The sequence below is a fragment of the Streptomyces sp. NPDC096324 genome (assembly GCF_044763015.1).
Lineage (GTDB): Bacteria > Actinomycetota > Actinomycetes > Streptomycetales > Streptomycetaceae > Streptomyces.
This window is the reverse complement of the sequence record NZ_JBIWFK010000029.1, coordinates 1-18,977: the sequence shown is the minus strand read 5'-3', so window position 1 is coordinate 18,977 and position 18,977 is coordinate 1. Positions and strand designations below refer to the sequence as shown.

Annotated in this window: 17 protein-coding genes; 9 read left to right on the top strand and 8 right to left on the bottom strand. The window is 67.7% G+C overall.

Going from position 1 to position 18,977, the window contains the following annotated elements:
* The first annotated feature begins 57 nt into the window (after nt 1–57).
* Nucleotides 58–561 (top strand): DUF3291 domain-containing protein, encoded by a 504-nt coding sequence (locus ACIQ7M_RS40040; RefSeq protein ID WP_403653841.1) that lies wholly within the window; start codon nt 58–60, stop codon nt 559–561.
* Between the two features lie 88 nt (nt 562–649).
* On the opposite strand, the gene ACIQ7M_RS40035 is transcribed toward ACIQ7M_RS40040, so the two are convergent.
* Both ACIQ7M_RS40035 and ACIQ7M_RS40030 read right to left on the bottom strand, forming a co-directional pair.
* Nucleotides 650–1,549 carry an ADP-ribosylglycohydrolase family protein gene (locus tag ACIQ7M_RS40035; RefSeq protein WP_403653838.1) on the bottom strand — a complete coding sequence of 300 codons (900 nt, stop codon included), beginning with the start codon at nt 1,547–1,549 and terminating at the stop codon, nt 650–652.
* 129 nt (nt 1,550–1,678) lie between these two features.
* A complete protein-coding gene (locus ACIQ7M_RS40030; RefSeq protein ID WP_386981638.1) occupies nt 1,679–2,782 on the bottom strand; it encodes a ferritin-like domain-containing protein in 1,104 nt (367 codons plus the stop codon).
* A 140-nt stretch (nt 2,783–2,922) separates the two neighbouring features.
* Here ACIQ7M_RS40030 and ACIQ7M_RS40025 point away from each other — a divergent pair, with 140 nt between their 5' ends.
* The 4 genes from ACIQ7M_RS40025 (at nt 2,923) to ACIQ7M_RS40010 (ending at nt 6,600) form a co-directional block, all read left to right on the top strand.
* Nucleotides 2,923–3,852: a diiron oxygenase gene (locus ACIQ7M_RS40025; RefSeq protein WP_355764762.1), complete on the top strand. Its 930-nt coding sequence runs from the start codon at nt 2,923–2,925 to the stop codon at nt 3,850–3,852.
* A 445-nt stretch (nt 3,853–4,297) separates the two neighbouring features.
* Nucleotides 4,298–5,023, top strand: coding sequence for a TetR/AcrR family transcriptional regulator (locus ACIQ7M_RS40020; RefSeq protein ID WP_355764765.1), 726 nt, complete (start codon nt 4,298–4,300; stop codon nt 5,021–5,023).
* Between the two features lie 10 nt (nt 5,024–5,033).
* Nucleotides 5,034–5,354, top strand: a complete 321-nt coding sequence (locus ACIQ7M_RS40015; RefSeq protein WP_386981632.1) for a hypothetical protein — start codon at nt 5,034–5,036, stop codon at nt 5,352–5,354.
* Between the two features lie 109 nt (nt 5,355–5,463).
* Nucleotides 5,464–6,600: an NlpC/P60 family protein gene (locus ACIQ7M_RS40010; protein WP_403653832.1), complete on the top strand. Its 1,137-nt coding sequence runs from the start codon at nt 5,464–5,466 to the stop codon at nt 6,598–6,600.
* A 311-nt stretch (nt 6,601–6,911) separates the two neighbouring features.
* Here the strand turns inward: ACIQ7M_RS40010 and ACIQ7M_RS40005 are convergent, their stop codons facing one another.
* From ACIQ7M_RS40005 to ACIQ7M_RS39985, 5 genes are all read right to left on the bottom strand, one after another.
* Nucleotides 6,912–8,153, bottom strand: coding sequence for a tyrosine-type recombinase/integrase (locus tag ACIQ7M_RS40005; protein WP_403653829.1), 1,242 nt, complete (start codon nt 8,151–8,153; stop codon nt 6,912–6,914).
* Between the two features lie 672 nt (nt 8,154–8,825).
* Entirely contained in the window at nt 8,826–9,065 is a 240-nt protein-coding gene (locus tag ACIQ7M_RS40000) for a helix-turn-helix domain-containing protein (protein WP_403653826.1), read from the bottom strand.
* Between the two features lie 250 nt (nt 9,066–9,315).
* Nucleotides 9,316–11,007 carry an ATP-binding protein gene (locus tag ACIQ7M_RS39995; protein WP_403653823.1) on the bottom strand — a complete coding sequence of 564 codons (1,692 nt, stop codon included), beginning with the start codon at nt 11,005–11,007 and terminating at the stop codon, nt 9,316–9,318.
* Between the two features lie 29 nt (nt 11,008–11,036).
* Complete coding sequence (locus ACIQ7M_RS39990) at nt 11,037–11,600, bottom strand: HNH endonuclease (RefSeq protein ID WP_403653820.1); 564 nt, start codon at nt 11,598–11,600, stop codon at nt 11,037–11,039.
* Nucleotides 11,597–12,739 carry a sigma factor-like helix-turn-helix DNA-binding protein gene (locus ACIQ7M_RS39985; RefSeq protein WP_403653817.1) on the bottom strand — a complete coding sequence of 381 codons (1,143 nt, stop codon included), beginning with the start codon at nt 12,737–12,739 and terminating at the stop codon, nt 11,597–11,599. Before ACIQ7M_RS39985 ends, ACIQ7M_RS39990 begins: the two co-directional genes overlap by 4 nt.
* A gap of 211 nt (nt 12,740–12,950) precedes the next feature.
* On the opposite strand from ACIQ7M_RS39985, the gene ACIQ7M_RS39980 reads away from it, so the two are divergent.
* The 4 genes from ACIQ7M_RS39980 (at nt 12,951) to ACIQ7M_RS39965 (ending at nt 16,365) form a co-directional block, all read left to right on the top strand.
* On the top strand, nt 12,951–13,307 hold the full coding sequence (locus ACIQ7M_RS39980) for a GntR family transcriptional regulator (protein WP_403653814.1): 357 nt from the start codon (nt 12,951–12,953) through the stop codon (nt 13,305–13,307).
* Between the two features lie 498 nt (nt 13,308–13,805).
* A complete protein-coding gene (locus ACIQ7M_RS39975; RefSeq protein WP_403653811.1) occupies nt 13,806–14,603 on the top strand; it encodes a hypothetical protein in 798 nt (265 codons plus the stop codon).
* A 2-nt stretch (nt 14,604–14,605) separates the two neighbouring features.
* A complete protein-coding gene (locus ACIQ7M_RS39970; protein WP_403653808.1) occupies nt 14,606–15,184 on the top strand; it encodes a cysteine hydrolase in 579 nt (192 codons plus the stop codon).
* 956 nt (nt 15,185–16,140) lie between these two features.
* Nucleotides 16,141–16,365: a hypothetical protein gene (locus ACIQ7M_RS39965; RefSeq protein WP_403653805.1), complete on the top strand. Its 225-nt coding sequence runs from the start codon at nt 16,141–16,143 to the stop codon at nt 16,363–16,365.
* A gap of 1,148 nt (nt 16,366–17,513) precedes the next feature.
* Here the strand turns inward: ACIQ7M_RS39965 and ACIQ7M_RS39960 are convergent.
* Entirely contained in the window at nt 17,514–17,906 is a 393-nt protein-coding gene (locus ACIQ7M_RS39960; RefSeq protein ID WP_403653802.1) for a hypothetical protein, read from the bottom strand.
* Nucleotides 17,907–18,977: the final 1,071 nt, after the last annotated feature.

Sequence of the window (18,977 nt, the reverse complement as noted above, 5' to 3'; positions counted from 1 at the left end):
GACCACTCCATGAGACAGGGGGTGTGACCATCCGGCCGGGCCGCCTAGCGTTCGGGCATGACTCAGTCGACCGCCTCGTTCGAGCTCGCCCAGGTCAACATCGCCCGCCTCAAGGCACCTTTGGATTCACCTCAGTTGAAGGACTTCGTCGACGCCCTCGATCCGGTGAACGCCGTCGCCGACGCGGCCGACGGATTCGTCTGGCGTCTGCAGAGCGACTCCGGCAATGCCACGGATGTTCCCGTCCTCGGCGATCACTGGCTGATCATCAACCTGACCGTGTGGCAGGACATCGACGCGCTGACGGCCTTCATGTACCGGGGCCGGCACCGAGAACTGCTGGCTCGGAGGCGCGACTGGTTCGAGCGGATGGAGGAGGCGATGACCACGCTGTGGTGGGTCCCGGCCGGTCACCGCCCGACGGTCGCCGAGGCCGAGTCCCGTCTGCTGCACCTGCGCGAACACGGACCCACCCCGCACGCCTTCAGCCTGCGGACCTCCTTCCCGCCCGGTGCCGCGGACGACTCCGACCCCTCGGGACCGGACGTCCTGGTTCCCTAGGGCCTGTCTGGCAATTCCCGTCCGCCCTGCGGGCGACGACGCGAACTGTCAGACAGGCCCTGGCGGCGATCGGCTCGCGAGCGCCGGGTCAGGCGCCTCCGGGCACCGCCTCCCTGCGGCTCAGCCAGTCGACGGCGACCGCGTCGACACCGGTACGCGCCGCCACGATCCCACCGCTGATCGCGCACGTCGTGTCGATGTCGCCGAAGCCCTCGGCCGTGCTCCAGAGCGCCGCCGTCAGGTCGTCGGGGTGACGGGCGGCGCACCAGAGCGCGAAGGGCACGGTGTCGTCGGCCCGCACGCGCTGACCGCTGCCCAGGATGTCCGAGGCCTTCCACGGAGCGGTGGAGAAGGAGAGGTCCGCCGCTCTTTCGAGGCCGTCCCGGACAGCGCTCCGCGGGGTCGCGGCCGCGACGGCCGCGAGGTCCTGCTCGCCCCGGGCGGACAACGCGGCCGCCGTCGCCACCGCGACCGCGCCCGCGATGCCCTCCGGGTGCGCGTGCGTCACCTCGGCCGACAGCGCGGCCTGCTCCGCGACGGCCGGCAGGCTCGCCTGGAACCACGCCCCCAGCGGAGCGACGCGCATCGCCGCGCCGTTGCCGAGGCTCCCCTCGCCGCCGAACAGGCCGCGCGCCGACTCCGGCCACCTGTGCGGCTCCTGGACCAGCCTCGGCAGGAGTTCGCACATGCCGCGGCCGTAGCCGCGGGCCGGGTCCGCCTCGAAGGCGAGCGCGAACGCCTGGGCCAGCTCGGTCTGCCGGATCTCGCCGTGCTCGTCGAGCACCCTCATGATGCCGAGGGCCATCGCCGTGTCGTCGGTCCAGTGCCAGGTGGGCTCCTGTGGGGTCTGCCGGGCTCGGATCTCCTCATGGGCCTGGAGCCGGTCCCTGAAGAGCGGGAACCAGCGCTCCCCGAAGGCGTCGCCCAGGGCCAGGCCTTCGAGGCTGCGTCGGGCGGCCGTGCGGTTCGGGGTGATCGACGGGGTCATGAGGGGATCATCCCGGGTGCGAGGTGGGTGCGGGGAGGCCAATTCGAGCGGGATCCCTGTTCCGGCGAGTGAGGGGCAGAAAACGGTTCGTCGCCTGCCCCAGGTGGTTCGTCGCCTGCGGCGCCGCTGTCAGGCGCGGCCCTCTTCGATCGTCGTCCCTATCTCCGCGACGCGGTCCCGTTCCTCGGCCGCGAATCGTTCCGCGTCCAGTTGTTCGGCCATCTCCTCGTCCTGTGCCATCAGGAGGTCCAGGTTGGAGTTGCCCATCTCGAAGACGCCCATGTCCACGTAGGCCCGCTGGAGGCGTTCGCCCCACAGGCCGATGTCCTTGACGCACGGCACGATGCGGCTGAAGAGCAACTGGCGGAAAAGATGCAGGAATTCGGAGTTCTCGCTGAACTCCTCGGCCTCCGCCTTGGGGATCCCGAAGTTCTCCAGGACCTCGACCCCGCGCAGCCTGTCCCGCATCAGGTAGCAGCCCTCGATCACGAATTCCTCGCGTTCGCGGAGCTCGGCTTCGGAGAGCTGCCGGTAGTAGTCGCGCAGGGCCATGCGGCCGAAGGCGACATGGCGTGCCTCGTCCTGCATCACGTAGGACAGGATCTGCTTCGGCAGCGGCTTGTCGGTGGTGTCCCTGATCATCCCGAAGGCGGCCAGCGCCAGGCCCTCGATCAGGACCTGCATGCCCAGGTAGGGCATGTCCCATCGCGCGTCGCGGAGCGTGTCGCCGAGGAGGGACTGGAGGTTGTCGTTGATCGGGTACAGCATCCCGATCTTCTCGTGCAGGAAGCGGGCGTAGACCTCCGCGTGCCGGGCCTCGTCCATGGTCTGCGTGGCCGAGTAGAACTTCGCGTCGAGGTCGGGGACCGATTCCACGATCCGCGCGGCACAGACCATCGCTCCCTGCTCGCCGTGCAGGAACTGGCTGAACTGCCACGACGCGTAGTGCTTGCGCAGTTCGCCCTTGTCGCGGTCGGTCATCTTCGTCCAGTACGGGGTGCCGTACAGGGTCAGCGCCTCGTCCGGGGTGCCGAGCGGGTCCTCGGGATCGACCTCCAGGCTCCAGTCGATGCGTTTCTGGCCGTCCCACTGCTTGTCCTTGCCCTTCTGGTAGAGGGCGAGCAGCCGGTCACGACCGTCGTCGTACTCCCAGTTGAAGCGGGCCGCCCCCGAGGCCGGTATCTGCCAGAGGGGATCTCCCGAGTCCGCGGCGTACAGCTCATGCGTCGGCATACCTCGCAGGCTCACACGGAGTAGACGCGTCGTCAACAAGTCCGGCACAAGGGATTGACGAGCTTGCTGACAGGCAGTCTCATAAGTTGTGACCGCCGGCAACTCCTGAAGTGATCCCGTACGACGAGGTGGGAACAGCCATGACGACGGTGCCCGAAGCCGAAGTGCTCCGTGACGCGCTCGGTCTGCTCAAGGACCGGGAGCAGGTGGCCGAGCGCCTCCTCGACTCCTCCGCCAAGCACTCCTTCGACCCCGACAAGGAGCTCGACTGGGACGCGCCCTTCGAGGAGGGCAAGTGGTTCTGGCCGCCCGAGCTGGTGTCGCTGTACGACACTCCGCTGTGGCGGAAGATGGGCGAGGAGCAGCGGATCGCGCTGTCGCGGCACGAGGCGGCCGCGCTGGCCTCGCTGGGCATCTGGTTCGAGATCATCCTGATGCAGTTGCTGGTGCGGCACATCTACGACAAGGCGGCGACGAGCGCGCACGTCCGGTACGCGCTGACGGAGATCGAGGACGAGTGCCGGCACTCGAAGATGTTCGCCCGGCTGATCACGCGCGGGGGCACACCGCACTACCCGGTGAGCCGGGCGCATCTGAATCTGGGCCGGTTGTTCAAGACCGTCTCGACCACTCCGGGGTCGTTCACGGCGACGCTGCTCGGCGAGGAGATCCTCGACTGGATGCAACGGCTGACGTTCCCGGACGAGCGGGTGCAGACCCTCGTCCGGGGGGTCACGCGGATCCATGTCGTCGAGGAGGCTCGCCATGTCCGTTACGCCCGGGAGGAGTTGAGGCGGCAGATGCTGACCGCTCCGCGGTGGTCGCAGGAGTTCACCCGAGTCACCTCTGGCGAGTTCGCCCGGGTGTTCTCGGTGGCCTTCGTCAATCCCGAGGTCTATACGAACGTCGGGCTCGACAAGCGTGAGGCCCTGGCCCAGGTGAAGGCCAGTGGGCACCGGCGGGACGTGATGCAGACCGGGGCCAAGAAGCTGACCGACTTCCTGGACGAGATCGGGGTGCTGCGGGGGGCCGGGCGGCGGCTGTGGAAGTCGTCGGGACTGCTGGCCTGAGACCGGCCGGGCCGGGGTGCCTCTGGGGATGCCGGGGTGCCTCTGGGATGCCGGGGTGCCAGGGGCGCCGAGGTCTCGGGTGGGGCGGGGCCGCGCCGGTGTATCCGCCCGTATCCGGACGGATCCCACCGGGGCTTCGAGGTGCGGGTTGGTTCCGATCCGTCCGGCCTGCGGGCATTTGATGTACCGGCACGTCCCCTCGCGTCGTACGGCGGCCGCGGGCGAGTGGGTGGTGGCGGTGGGTCGTGGCGGGTGGGGCTTGCGGGCGCGGGGGGCGCCGGTTCGGGTTCGGTTCCGGCCCCGGCGACCGCGGGTGGTACGCGGCTCCGGCTTCCGCGGGTGGTACGCGGCTCCGGCTTCCGCGGGTGGTACGCGGCTCGGGCTTCCGCCCCGCGGTCCCGCTTCGTACGTGAGGGTGTACTGGTGGGCGGTTACGCTGCCCGACATGACCTCGCAGGCTTCCACCCCCGCCTACCGTCGGCTCAGTGTCGAGGAGCGGCGCAGTCAACTGCTCGAAGCCGCGCTGTCCCTGTTCGCCCAGCGGGTGCCCGAGGACGTCTCCCTGGACGACGTGGCGGAGGCGGCCGGGGTGTCGCGACCGCTCGTGTACCGGTACTTTCCGGGCGGCAAACAGCAGTTGTACGAGGCTGCCCTGCGGTCCGCCGCCGAGGAGCTGGAGCAGTGCTTCGCGGAGCCCGCCGAGGGACCGCTGACCGAGCGGCTCTCCAGGGCCCTCGACCGGTACCTCGCGTTCGTGGATCAGCACGACGCGGGATTCAGCGCCCTTCTTCAGGGCGGCAGTGTCATCGAGACCTCTCGGACGACGGCCATAGTCGACGGAGTCCGCCGGGCGGCCGCGGAACACATCCTCGATCATCTGGTGGTCAAGGATCCCGGGCCCCGGCTGCGGATGACCGTACGGATGTGGATCACGGCCGTGGAGGCCGCCTCGCTGATCTGGCTCGACGAGGACAAGGAACCGCCGCTGGACGAATTGCGGGACTGGCTCGTCGAGCAGTTCACGGCGGCGCTGGCGGCGAGCGCGGGCAGTGATCCGCAGACCGCGGCGGTGGTCCGGGCCGCGCTCGTGATGGAGCGCCCCGACGGTATCGCGGGGGCGCTGGTCCGCCGGATGCTGCCCGTTGTCGAGAACGCGGCCCACCTGCTGTGACACTGGTCCGGTGAAGAGCGAAGACACCCCCTTTGTCGGCGGCCCGCTGGACGGGCGCGTCCTGCCGGTCCTGCTCGGGATCACCGGGCACCCGCCGAAGACGTACCGCATCCCGGTGCCCGGCGTCGACGGCGGTTCGTCCACCGTGGTCGTCTACCGGCGCGTCCAGGCCGCCACCAGCAAGCGGCTCGGGCTGCATCAGGGGTGGAAGTACGAGTACGACCCCGAGGGCGACACCTCGGGACGCCGCTTCAAGCTGCCCTGGTCGCCCGGCACGCACAAGGGCGGCGGCACCGGCGGCGCCACGCCGGGCGGCACCGCCGAAGAGTGAGGTTCTTGGGCCGAAGCGCTCTCCCGGCGGGCGCCCGGGATGCGGCGGTCCGATCCTTCGGGTGCGAGACGGGTGGCGGACGGGCCACCCCGGCACCGGAGGTGATGGCGTGTCAGGAAGGCTTCTGCGTATGGTCTGTACGGGGGCCGTGGCGGTCGGGGCCCTGTTCCCCTCCGCACCCGTGATGGCCGCACCCGAGCCCGGTTCCGATGCCCCTCCGTCCGTCGCATCGCTGCTGACGGACCTTCAGCGACTCTACCGGGACGCCGAACGCGCCACCGAGACGTACAACGGCACCGCCGAGAAGCTGAAGAAGCAGCGCGCGGAGGTCGCCGCGCTCGACGCCCGCCTCGCCCGGGCCCGCCTGTCGCTGGCGGACAGCCGGATCGCCGCCGGACGGCTGGCCCGGCAGCAGTACCAGGGTGGCGACGAGATCTCCCCGTACGTACGCCTGCTGCTCGCCCGGGATCCGCAGCACGCCCTCGACCAGGGGCACCTGATCGGGCAGTTGTCGCTGGAGCGGGCCCAGACCGTGCGGCGGGTCGCGGGCGGCGAGAGGCGGACCGACGGGCTCGCGCGGGCGGCCCGCAAGGCACTCGACGGACAGCTCTCCCTCGCCGCGCGGCAGAAGAAGGAGCGGGACGAGGTGCGCGAGCGTCTGGAGGACGTGGAGCGGCTGCTCGCCTCGCTGACCGCGGAACAGCTCGCCGAGATGGGCCGGGTGGAGAAGTCGGGAACCGACGCGGCCCAGAAGAAGATCATGGCGTCGGGCTCCCTCAGCACCGTGCGTCCGCCCACGCGGGAGGGCGAGGAGGCGCTGCGCTACGCCGTCGAGCAGATCGGGAAGCCCTACGAATGGGGTGCGGAGGGCCCGAAGGCCTACGACTGCTCGGGCCTGACGTCACAGTCCTGGGAGCGGGCCGGCCGGCCCATCCCCCGCACCAGCCAGGAGCAGTGGGCCGAGCTTCCGAGAGTCCCGCTGGACGAACTGCGTCCCGGCGATCTGGTGATCTACTTCCCCGAGGCCACCCACGTCGCCCTGTACCTGGGCGACGGGATGGTGGTGCAGGCGCCGCGGCCCGGAGCGAGGATCAAGGTGTCCCCCATCGCGGCCAACCCCCTGCTGGGCGCCGTACGCCCGGACCCGGACGGGGAACCACTGCGGCAGTACACCCCGCCCGAGCTCCCCGAGCACGCCACGGACGGATCCGACGAGGGCTTCGCCGCGGCCGGGCCGGCCACATGACCCGGAGCGGCCCGGACACCGCGAACTTCGACGCCGCCGGGATGCCCACCCCGCGGTCCGTCCCGGCCACGAAGAACCCGCCCGGCCGTGACTGGACCGCCGGGCGGGCGGGTGAACGCGTGGGGCTGTCGCCGCCCTGCCCCGCTGGAGGGCCGGACGGCTGTGCGAGTGTCAGGCCCCGGTGACCGACGCCAGGTAGGCGTTCGTCTTCTCCGGGTCGGAGAAGTGAACCCTCGGCCCCGCAGACTCTCTACCTGCGGTTTCCCTCCAACAGGCGGGCCGTTGCGGGACCGTGGGCCGTCTGTGGGCCGTCAGCCCGTGTGCCGGGCCGTGTCGTAGACGGCCGCGATTGCCTTACGCGTGCGTTCCTGACTGCTCGGCATCAAGTGCGCGTAGATCCGGAGCGTCAGTGCCGGGTTGCTGTGGCCGAGGTACTGGGCGACGGCTTTGATGTTCTCCCCGCCGTCCAGGAGAGCCGACGCGTAGAAGTGCCTCAGCGCGTGCATTCCATGCTCGCGCGCGGCTGAGTAGCCGCGCCTCTTCGTCTCCGGTGCAGGAATGACTCCAGCGGCGACGAGAGCGGGCTTCCACGCCTCCTCGTTCAGCACGGTGCGCCAGACGTGATTTCCGCCGGGCGCCATGAAAGTGAGCCGCCTGGTCACCTTTGGCCCGTCCGGTGTCCGCCAAGGCAGCGTGATCTCAACCGGCGGGAACTGCTTCATGTGAGCCCTGAGTGCGTCAGCCACGGGACCGGGAAGCGGCACGTCCCGCGTCTTACCTCCCTTGGGCAGTGCGAACACAGGCTTGCTCCGACTGAGCTTGAGCTGTTGCACCACACGCAGGGTGTCGGAGTCGAAGTCGATGGCCTCTACGGCAACGCCCAGGATTTCCCCCTGTCGTAGGCCGCAGCCCGCCCCCAGATCGAGCATCGCCCGGTACCTCTCCGGCATGGCTTCCCGCACGGCGAACACCCGCTCAGCAGACCACGGCTCCACACGCTTCGGGTCAAGCGCCGGCGGCTTGACGGAACGAGCGGCACACGGGTGGCGGCTCAGATAGCCGTCATCCACGGCCGCGCTCAGCGCAGCCCGCACGTTCGCGTAGATGGCCCTTCCGTACGAGCCGGGCAAGCCGTTCTCTTCGAGCGCTGCTACCCATTCCCGGATGTGCTCCGGCCTGAACGATCCGAGCGGGCGGGTCCCGATGTACGGGTAAGCGTGCAGACCGAGCTGAGAGTTCATGGACTCGATGGTGCTCGGCTCGCTCGTAAGCGTCTTGAGCCATTTCTCGGCGTACTGCTGAAACGTGAGCCTGGCCTTCTGAGGGTCAACGTAGTCGCCGCTGTTCATGTCAGCCTCGGTGTTCGTGAGCCACCTCTCCGCCAGACGCTTCTGTCCGTCGCGGAAGCTCTTGGACTTCTCGGTGCCATCCGGGCCCATGTAGCGGGCCCGGTAGCGCAGGCCGGTCCCATGCCGGTCTGTCTTGACGCGGATGGTCTTGTCGTCGGCGTCGGTCTCGGTCTTGAACCAGCGGTCTTGGATGTGGCCAGCCATGGGGGCTGATCCCTTCTCGGTAGCGGGGCGCGGCGGGGCCGGGTGGGTTCCGCCGGTCCGTTTTCGGGGTGTGCTGGGCCAGGCCTGCTACTCGCTACAGGCCTGATCGCTGGGGGTTTGGGCTGCTAGCGGGGTTGCTACCGGTAGCGGGTGGGGCTGCTACCGGTAGCACTGCCGGGCGGTGCCTCAGGGAGGCTGGAGGCAGGGGGCTCGGGTGCCTTCAGGAGGGGGTTTTCGGGGGTGCCGGCGCGTGCCTCCCTGCCTCCCTGAGAGGGCATTTGCGCTGATCAGGTAGAGGGAGGCGGGCCAGGGAGGCATTCAGGGAGTTCTCCCTGCCTCCCTCCGCCGAGGGGCGGTTCCTCCCTGCCGTTCGCGGTGTCCACCACGGCGGGTCGGGGAGGCAGCGGCAGAGGCTTCCAGGGGAGCTGAGAGGGGGTGTTCGGAGCGGTGCGGGAGGTGCCTCCCCGCCTCCCCGGCTCTGAAGGGGTTGCCTCCCCGCCGGGCGAGCCCCCTTTACCCCCTCTACCGGGCAGGTCAGCGGCCTTTACCGGGCCCTCTACCGAGGTAGAGGGCTCCCCTTACCCGACGGCCACGGGCAGGGGCGTCCGGACGGGGTCGGCAGAGGGTGCGAGCGGGGCCTGGGGTAGAGCCGGCGGGCTTTACCCCGGCGGGTCAGGCCGCGTCACTGAAGCGGGTCCGTTCGGCCTCCCACGCCCGAACGGCCGCCGGGTTGAAGCGCAGGTAGCGACCGACGCGAAAGCCGGGCGGCCCGATGCGCTTGCGGCGCCACTGGTAGACGGTTTCGACGCTCGGGAGGCTGAACATGGTGACCAGGTCTTCGGGGGTCAGGTAGCGGTCCGGAAGGCCGCCGCGCAGGCTGTCGCGCGGGTCGGTCGGCTCTTCGATGGCCATGGCGGTTGTGACTCCTCGTGTCCGTCGGGCGGTGCGTGGGAGTGGTGCCGGTCGCCGTCCTAGAGGGTTGGCGTATTTCAGCGTCCGCAGCGTTCCAGCGTCCGCGCGGCTGCATCGGTGCAGTTCAGTGGCGGTGAGGGGTGCGGACGCTAGTGCGGACGCTGCGGACGCTGGACGGCTGTAGCGTCCGCAGTTTCGACGTGTCCGGGCCGCTGGTGTGCGGCCCGGCCCGGCGGGTCCTCCGGTTACGTCATGGCTGGTCGGGCGGGGTTCTGCCGTGCCCCGTTGGGGCCACCTCCGGCCAGAGGGAGGCTTGTTCGGGTGCGGACGCTGAGGCGTCGTCATCGGGTGCGCGGGTCAGCGTGAGGAGCTTGTGCCGGGTCCGGTCGCGGCTACGTTGCGTGTCGTCCACCATGATTCCGATGGACCGCAGGAGCGGGGCGAGGCGTTTGACCCGTCCGCTCGCGCGCGTGGGATCTACGGGCCAGGTCTTCGGCCGGACCGCTGGTGCGGGCAGCGCTTCGAGCAACTGCCCGGCGGTGCCCTGCCACGTGCCTGCCTGCTCCACCAGGCGGGCAATGGCCATCGCGAACGCGTCGCCCTCCAGGGCGTCGGTGGCGACGTTCGCCGAGGTGGCGAGGTAGTCGCCCAGGGTGTTCCAGTCTTGCGTCTGGTCCACGGCCGCGAGCACGCGGGCGAAGTCGGCCATGCGCGGCATCGACTCCAGCCGTACCCCGGGCAGCACGGCGAGCACGCAGGCCAGCACGTCGAACAGGGCCCCGAGCACGGCAGGGCGGACCGCGTCGAAGGTGGCGTCCAACTCCTCTTCGGAGCGCCGGTGTTCGGAGTCGATGAGCTGCAAGTCCAGCAGCAGGACCCGTTCGGCGAGGTCCCCGGCGAGAGCTCCCGCGTCGATCGTGGTCAGGGCCAGCACCCGCTTGAAGGTGAGCACCACCACGTCGTCATCGGTGTACAGGGCGCGGTCTACGACTCCGTCACCGGTCACGGCCTTGCACAGGGTGTCCGACAGCCACGGCGGGATGGTGGAGACGTTGTCCAGGCACAGCGCCCATGAGCTGAACGCCTGCCGTGACCACGCCTTTTCGTCGCGCGGCTGACTGCGCTTGGCGGCCGGGGACGGGTCGATCAGGTTGATGAACATCTGCGCGGCCTTCGACTTGCCCGTGCCCTGCTCGCCCTTACAGACCACGGCGGGATGCGGGATGTCCGGAATCCAGGCCGCCACGAGCCACGCCACGAGCTGGTGGAAGGACGGCAGATCCATGTTCAGCAGGGCGTGCAGCTTGGCCAGGCCGTCGCCGTCCAGCACGGGCGCGGGCATCGGGGCCATGGCTCCGGAGCGCCGGAAGAGCACCGGGGCCCGTTCGACAACGTTCCAGCCGGTGGCGCCGACCACGACCGCGCGGCCGTCGGCGCTGCCGAGGTCGATCACGATTGCGCCGGCGGGGTCGCGTCCCACCCGCAGGTGCACCGGTACCGGGTCGGTGTCCTCCGCGATGCCTTCGAGCACGGTCATGGCGTCCGCGAGCGCGGACTGCGAGGCCACCTCTCCGGGGTAGGCGTCCGCGAACTGCCGGGCCAGCCGTTGGCGTAGTCCGCCCTTGTTCCGCAGCGGCAGAGCGATGTTCGGGCCGTCGATGGCGACCGCGTACGGGCGGCTGTCGGGGGACATCACGAACCGGTACTGCTCGCGCGCCATGGCCACGATCCGGGCAGCAGCGGGAGGCTTCTTGCCGCTGTCGTCCGCGCTGTGGTCGGGTCGGCGTCCAGCCGATCGGGGCGGATCGACCTTGGGCCGACTCCCGCGGGCCGTACGGGTGTTCACGGAGTCGGCCGATCCGTTCACGGCCGTGTTCACGGGGTCGGCCGATCCGTTCACGGCGGTGTTCACGGTGTTCACGTCGGTGTTCGCCGTGTTCACGACTCGGGTCGATCCGTTCACGCGGCCGTTCACGTGAACACCGCCTCTCCGGTCGGGCCCGTGCACGCCCGCACCGGTCGGGGCGCGCGCAGGCAGTCGGGTCGTGCCATCGACCGCCGCACGGGGCCGTGCCGGGTCGATTTCACGAGGTCAGCCATAGACCGGTTCCTCTCGGTATCTGCCGATACGTCATCGCGTGTGCTGGGGGTACGGCGGGGTGTGACTGCGGGTGTGACGGGGGTCGTCACGCTGGTCAGAGCCGCCTCGTGAACAGCGGCGAGCCGGGCCAATACCGGCCGGTCGAGAGGTCGGACGAGCGGTGCGGTCGGGTCGGCCCACGCCAGCAGGACCAGGGCGAGGGACAGCGGGAAGCGGTCGGCCTTGGCGTCGTTGCACGGACGGCAGGCCAGCACGAGCGAGGACACCGACCATGAACGCCACAGGCTCACCGGGGCGATGTGGTCGACGGTGGCTTCCCGGAGCTCCCGGAAGGGACGGCGGCAGTAGTAGCACCGCGCCCCGTCGCGGGCGGCGAGCTGCTGCTTACGGGCTCGCCGCCGGTGCGCGTTCAGGTGCGGCGGACGGTGGCTCACGCCGCAACCGCCAGGTCCTGTGCGGCCGTCGCACGGAACAGACCGTAGGGGCGGATCAGGGTCACCAGACCCTCAGCGCGCAGCATGTTCATGGCCGCGCGGACCGTCTTCCCCGAGCACTGGAAGCGGGCGGCAAGGTCGCGCTCCGCCGGTACCCGCTCGCCCGGCTTCAGTGCCTCCACCTCGCCGCGCAGCGTCCCTACCAGGGCGCGCGCGGCGGCCCCCTTCTCGCGGAACGTGCCGTCCATGGTGACCTGCCCGGCCACCCTGAGCGAAGATGCGGCGCTGTAGACGCCCATGATGATCAGGCGGTCGATCCCGAGCCGGGCAGCGATCTGCTTGCTGTCCAGTCCCTCGACGAGGTGCATCAGCAGCACCTGACGCGGGAAGTCACCGATGCGCAGCAGCGCCTGACGCCGGGTGTCGTCCAGCGTGGCCAGCGCCTGCCGCTGCCAGGCAGGAAGGGACTCCAGCGCAACCGGCTCGCGCGCCATCTCCGGGTGGCACATCTGCACCCGCAGCAGCGCCGTTTCGTACAGCCGGTCACCGGTGTGCAGGCTGCACCCCAGACGCGACGCCACGACGACCTTCGAGCAGCCGTCCAGCCGCATCAGCAGCGCCTCACGCTCCCGCTCCGGCAGATCGGCCAGCAGCCGCAACAGGCTCTCGGACGGCTCAGCAAGAGGCGTCTCCTGCTGCTCCTCCACCATCGGGGCCAGCACGTGGGAGGTGATCGGGTCGCTGAAGTCCATCGGCCGCTCGTACGACGACGACCGCTTGAAGTACTTGCCGAGCCGGTTCTGCACCCGCACGCAGAGGAAGGCTCGCGTGTCGCTCTCGCTCAGCGGCTCGGGGGCCAGCAGATCCTTCGCGCCCGTCCGGGACACCTCGATCCAGGTGCACCCTGCGATGTCCTCCGCCAACGTCTCAGCCGCCAACACGCTGAAGCCGTAACCGACTAGCTTGCGCTTCGCGTAGAAGACCAGGTAGCTGCCGTACTGCTCGTAGAGGGAGCCGAGACGCTGCGACTGTTCGGCCGTCAGCGGGATGTCCTCGCCCTGACGTAACCGCCGGCCACCGGGACCATTGCCCTGGCGTGCGCCCTGCTCGGCCCTACTTTCCGCGATGGTTCCAGGCATGATGGATGTACCCCTTGAGGGTCAGGGAGCGGCTATCTGCTTGGCGGTGGAGGCCGCTCCTGCGGTAGTTGGCCCCAACGGGTCCTAGGTGCGGGAACACCGACGACCCGTTGGGTGCCTTGCTGTGCACTACGGTGCACTAGGGCGCCTTGCTCGTCAACCCCCTGTGGTCCTCTAGTGCGCATTGGGGTGCTCGGCGTAGCCTGGAGCTATGCCGATCAATCGAACTGGAGCAAAGCCGCTCAAAGCGCAAATCCTGGATGAGCTCAGACAGCGACTGGCCACAGGGCAGTACGAAGTGGGCACGAAGTTCCCGTCACTGCGCGAGCTGACGTCTGAGTTCGACGTAGCAGAAATGACAGTGCAAGGAGCAGTGCAGGAGCTCCAGCGCGCCGGGTTCCTCGAAAGCGTGGCGGGCAAGGGCACGTTCGTTACGGCGCTCCCCGAGGTGGCGGACGCTCCGCCGGCCGACCCCAACGCGTGTGGATGCGCCGAGGTGGACGAGTTGCGAGTGGAAGTGGCAGAGATCCGGGCCCGGCTTGAGGCTCTTGAGCGAGCGGGCTCCTGACAAACCGTCGACTTGGCATGCTTCGAGCGTGCCTCTGGCGGGAGAACACCGGCAGACGACAGGCGCTGACAGCACTGGACAGTCAACGCGTCCATGGACAGGGGGACACAGCGTATGGACAGGGGGACAGCCGACAAGGATCAGCGGTTAGTTCCGAATCAGGTATTGATCAGCCTTCGGGGTGAGCGTGGGTGGGGTCGGCCAAGGCTGGCCAAAGCGTTGGATTCTCTCTGCGCGAGCAAGGGGTGGAGTTCGCCGGGGTTAGCTGCCCTCGAAAAAGCCCTGTACCGAATTGAAACAGGACGTGTCGTTCGGCCGGACGACTTTTATACGCGCCTACTCTGCGAAGCCTTCGGCAAGTCCACTCGCGAACTATTCGGCGACCTTGACGCGAGAGCTCTAGATCGAGAAACGTCGGTCTGTGGCCTACGGAGTCATAAATTCATTCCGATTTTCGTTGGTCCGGACGTTGCAGCCAAACTGGTTGATTCGCAAGGGATGAAGGGTGCCAGTGATCAGTGGGTCGACTGTCATCGGGCAGACTTCCCGCTCTCTGACGCACAATGCACGCTCTACAGTTGGCCGTTCGGCGTCGTCATGTATCACGTTGTTGAAGATCGGCCGATCGAGCAAGTTGCCGAGTTAGCCGTCTGGCGCCGGGCCTCGTATGAGCAAAATATGTCCTGGGCGCAAAAAGAGTTGCGCAGGCTAACAGGTGTCGAGAGCTTGAGCGCCTCATATGTGCTCAGCCTGTATTGGCTGGATCATTCAGTCTGGTCTGGCATTCAATTGGAAACGGCGCTACGCATGATGTGCATGCCTCGGGTCCTGCTCGAACGCGATGACGTTCGTAGTGACACAAGAGATTCATTCGGGCATGCAACCCTGATCGAACAGGCGCTCTTGCGTGAAGGTTTCAACCATCCAGAGATGGTGGATTTCGGAATCAAGGGCATTTCTCACGGCTTTGCATCATGGTCTGGTGTCGTCTATCACCCAGTTGCGCCTGAGCGAGGCCTGTCTGAGCAAGACCTAGTGGCCTGCGAACTGACCGTTCAAGCGATTTGGGCATACTGCGATTACATACGGGGTCAACTAGAGAAAGGGCTCGACCCTGAAATTCCGCCTGAATTTGGATGGCGATTCCTTAGAGGGATCAGGTCGCGAGTAACAACCGAACGCCCCCGGGAGACGTCTCAACATCGGGCCATGCGTGAAGCAGTCGTAGAAACCAGTGGTCTTGCGCGGCACCTGTCACAAGCCGTGGAAACGCTACGTGAATGCGAAGGGCAGTGAAGATGGACGCAAATAAGGCCGTGCTCGTAGTAGTGGATGCACAAAATGGCTTCATTCGGGAACCATCTCAACCGGTAATCCCTGTGATCGCAGATATCGTTTCTCGGTGGCAGGAGAACGGGGGTGACGTGATTTTCACCCGCTATCTAAACTATCCCGGCAGCCCGTTTGAGCGCATGATTCACTGGACTGCGCTCCAGGATTCACCGCAGACTGATATCGTCCCAGAACTTCTCCCTTTCGCGCGGCAAGCGACGGCCATCCTGGACAAGACGATCTACAGCCTGTTCTCGGAAGAAGGCTCCGAGCTCGTTCGGCGACACGGGTGGACTGATCTATATATTTGTGGAATCGCCACGGAAAGTTGCGTACTCAAGACTGCGGTCGACGCATTCGAACGGGACCTCACTCCGTGGCTCCTCGAAGACGCGTCGGCAAGCCATGCTGGCTCCGCTGTGCATGACGCCGGGATTTTGGTAGCTAGCAGGTTTATCGGTGTAGGTCAGATCATCAAAACCGAGGATGTGCCGCGCTCGCTCCTCCCGGAGTCTTCACCCGTCGCACGCGCTCACGCGGGATAGAACGAGCGGCCAAAGGCCGCACGACTCCTGGCAGTTCGCTTCGCTCACGCGGCAACGCCTATGACCCTGGAGCCCGTTGCGCCCATGCGGAAGGGCCTGGGCCGAAGAGACCACCCTGCCCGCCGGCGGGGGTGGTCTCTTCGTCGTTCCGCAGCGTTCAGCGTCCGCAGCCTTCCCTTACTAAGAGCGGCCGTGAGCTGCGGAAAGACGCTCTTAGTAACTTCTGGTGAACGGACGCTGCGGACGCTAAACTTTTTGTTTAGCGTCCGCTAGAAAAGTGCAGGCCAGATGGGGTGCGCAATGGCAGGCGGACGCTGCGGACGCTGTTTTCCCTCAACTCTCTAGTAAGTGAGGGAAGGACGGCTCTTCAGGAGGGGGTGGTGCGCACTGCCGCCGGTCCCCCTTCTGAAGAGCCGTGGTGTCCCGCACCCATCGGGAGGGGCCGGGAGACGCTCGCTCAAGCCTGCCGTCTGCCCTGGAAGGCATTCAGGAAGGCGTTCCAGGCGAGGCGGGTCCGTCGGCGCTTCCTGGATTGCCGTCCGCGCACAAGCAAGAGGAGCACCCCCCGGCCGGATGGTGCTCCTCTTGCTTGTACAGGCAGCATGGCGGCCCTGGACGCCAGAGAACGGGCCCGGCGCTACTGGGTAGTGGGGCACCCCACTACCCAGTAGGCCACCCAGGAGCGTGCTCGTACGCCTCTACTGGGGTGTTTCTACTGGGGCCCCACTACCCAGTAGCCGCCGCGTGCGGGAGCTCCCGCGGCGAGTAGGCGCGTGATGAACGCCCGCCCGTAGGGCGGTCCTTAAAGCAGCTCCAGCCCAAAGCCGCTCCGCCGCGCTGGCTGGCGACTGCACCCCATGTCGGTCGGGCTGGGCACGCCCACTCGATCACCGCCATTCGCGTGGCATCGAACGTAGAGCTGTTACTCGTCAAGTGCAGTGATCGTTGAGCAGGCCATGAAGAAGACCATTGCATATGCCGTCCTCGCGGCGGCAGCGATCCTGATGCTGCCAAGCACCGCCGCGTGGGCCGCTGGCCCCTCCGCTGCCAACAACCAATCCGACGTCTCCATCCGCCCCGTCAACGCCGAGGACGACTGGGAGCTGCTCGTCGAATGTGACAACTTTGGGGGTTCCTCGCCCCTCAGCTGCGGCTTCGAGCGACCAGTCGCGGAAGGATAAGAGGAGCGGTGTAGTTCGGCCGCGTCGACTCGCGGACCCCTTTCGGCAGCCTCGCTGCCCGGAATGAGCCTGACAACGCTCACCCAAGCACGCCGCCTGCCTCTTGGAAGGCTCGGCGACAGCAATCCAGGCGGACGGGCAGGTCCGTACCCTCCTGGATTGCCGTCCGGCGCACAAGCAAGAGGAGAATCCCGCCGCGCATGCGAGCACCACGCGCGCCGTGGGGGGTGCTCCTCTTGCTAGTGCGCGGTGTCACGCCGGGCGTCACCCCGCCCGATTTAGAGCAGTTGATGCCGCCAGTTGCGTCGACAGCGCCGGTTGACCCCTGCAACCGGCTCCGACCTGCGGGTTGCCGAGTTGCCGGGGTTTCTGGGGAGGGCCCTACGCGTACGCGCGCGTAGAGCGGGCAGAAACTGCCACTGTCGACGCAACCGCGAGGCCATAGACGGCCGTTCGCGACCTTGCCCACCTCCCACCCCGCGCGAGGGGGGTCCAGGCTCTCAGAGAGGCATTCACGGTCTTCGCGTCGACGGTGGGTCGCCGCGTGAGCGTAGCGAGCTGCCAAGGGTCGCGCGGCCGTAGGCCGCTCCTCCTTGCTCTTCTCGCAGCGCGCCCCGCACCGTGGGGCCACTCGCTGGCGCGCTTGTCGCTTGTCTTGTCGCTTGTCGCCTCGGACGAAGTCGTACCGCAGGGGCGCCTAATACAGGCCTCTGACCTGCGAGCCGACAAGCGACAAGCGACAAGGCAGAAGACGGAGCGCGGCCCTTCAGGCAGACCGGTGTTACAGATTTCCCTACCTCGTTCAAGTGCCCGCGCGAGCGCGGGCTGGCCCTTGAGCTTTGGTGGCCCCTCTGCGCCTTCGGCGCCGGGGCCAAGCCCTGGGCCGCAGCGAGTGCGGGCCCGAGTCGAGAACGGTAAACACGCTGACGGGCCGGTTGGCTCCGAGACTTTAGGCAGCCACCATGGGGCGAGCCTCGAAGATCATGGCCCCAACGTCGTGCTTTAACGGGCAGGTCCACAGACTGCCCGACTCGCCGGAAGCTTAAGGGGCCATGATCACTCGCCCCATGGCAGCTCCCGCCCAAAGTCTCGGAGCCAACCTCTCGCCGTCGCTGTCAGCAGGTCAGTTGGCGGCAGACCTCAAGCGCTCACTTGCTTTTCTTGCAGTGGAGTTGTGCGTCGATCTGTCGGGCGGTCTTCGGGCCGCTGCTGGTCCAGTACTGGCCGGCCTTCAGGTCAGCCTTGGAGATCGAGCGCAGGGTGAGGACGTCACCGCGGCCGTCGCCGGAGGAGTCTAGGTAGCTCACGTCGAGGTTGCGCGGAACGGCGGACTTCGCGAGGGGGACCTTGTGGCGCTTGAATCCCTCACCGGACCACAGTCTGACGAATCCGGCCTTGGCCGCGGCTGTCGTCGGCCCGGAGGCCCACCACAGCACAGGTGGTTTCGCGGGTTTCACGTCGTCGAAGTCCACGACTTCCACGCGCCGGATGTCGTCCGTGTCGCAGAGGGGAATCTTGACGACGATCGTCGCCCCGTCCATGCGAGCACCGAACAGGGGAGGATCCGCTGGGTCCGTCGGGAACATACCGCACCCCGTCCCTGCCAGCGCCAGCACGGCCAGGAGCATCGAGGGGGCGACGCGTGAGCGAATCGGGACCATGTGTAACACCCCCTGTAAGCCGCCAGTTCGGACTTCCCGCAGGTCGGCAGCGGATCTTAACTACAGGCGGATGGTCCCCGTCTAGAGACAATCGGCATCGTGCCCCTCCCGTGCCCGTTCGGTCGGGAAACAGCGGGGAGTCACGGGCGCTGCCAGACACCGGGATCAAGAACGGGCCCTGACCGATTCACCTGGTCAGGGCCCGTTCACCTGCGGTGGGTGTGGGATTTGAACCCACGGTGACATCGCTGCCACGACGGTTTTCAAGGTTCATGCCACACTCCAGAGGCTCGGACTCGCGGGCGTACTGACGGGGGACGCATGGAGCAGCGCTGGAGGAGAGTTGGCAACGGCCTGATGAACTGCATATTTGCGGTTTGGATGGGCCACGAGGCTCTCTATGGCGAGGGGTCGCGAAGGATCGGCTCCATCGTCGTGCTGGTTCTGGGCGTGGTGATGGCTGCGGACGCGATCCACGATCGCCTCCGCCCGCGACCGAGGCGGCGCAGGTCGCTGGACAAGCGCGACGCTGGTTGACCGCTTGCGGCTGATGACATCAGCGGCTGACACCAACAAGCACGAACAGCGGCGGTCGAAGCCGGACCTCAGAGGCTGATCGGTCGAGGCGCACGGGCGGTTGGCCGACGTTGGTAGACCCCTGTGATCGACCTGATAAAGATGAGGTCGACTCGCAAAAACTGCGTTCCGCGTCGATTCGGCCTCGGCGTTCCACGGCGGCCCGCCAGTTGAGGCAGTAGCCAGTCGGTTTGAGGTCACCGTGCGCGCCACGGGCGGGAGGAAGCGATGAAGGGGTTCGTAGGAACTTGGATACGAGTCCGGCGTGCGCGCCGACAGCGCAGGGCTGATTCAAAGTCCTGGTGATCAAGCTCGTTGGCTGGCCAGAGGGCGTCCAAGAGGTCGAGCCTGGGTGAAGGGTCGACTCAAGATGGG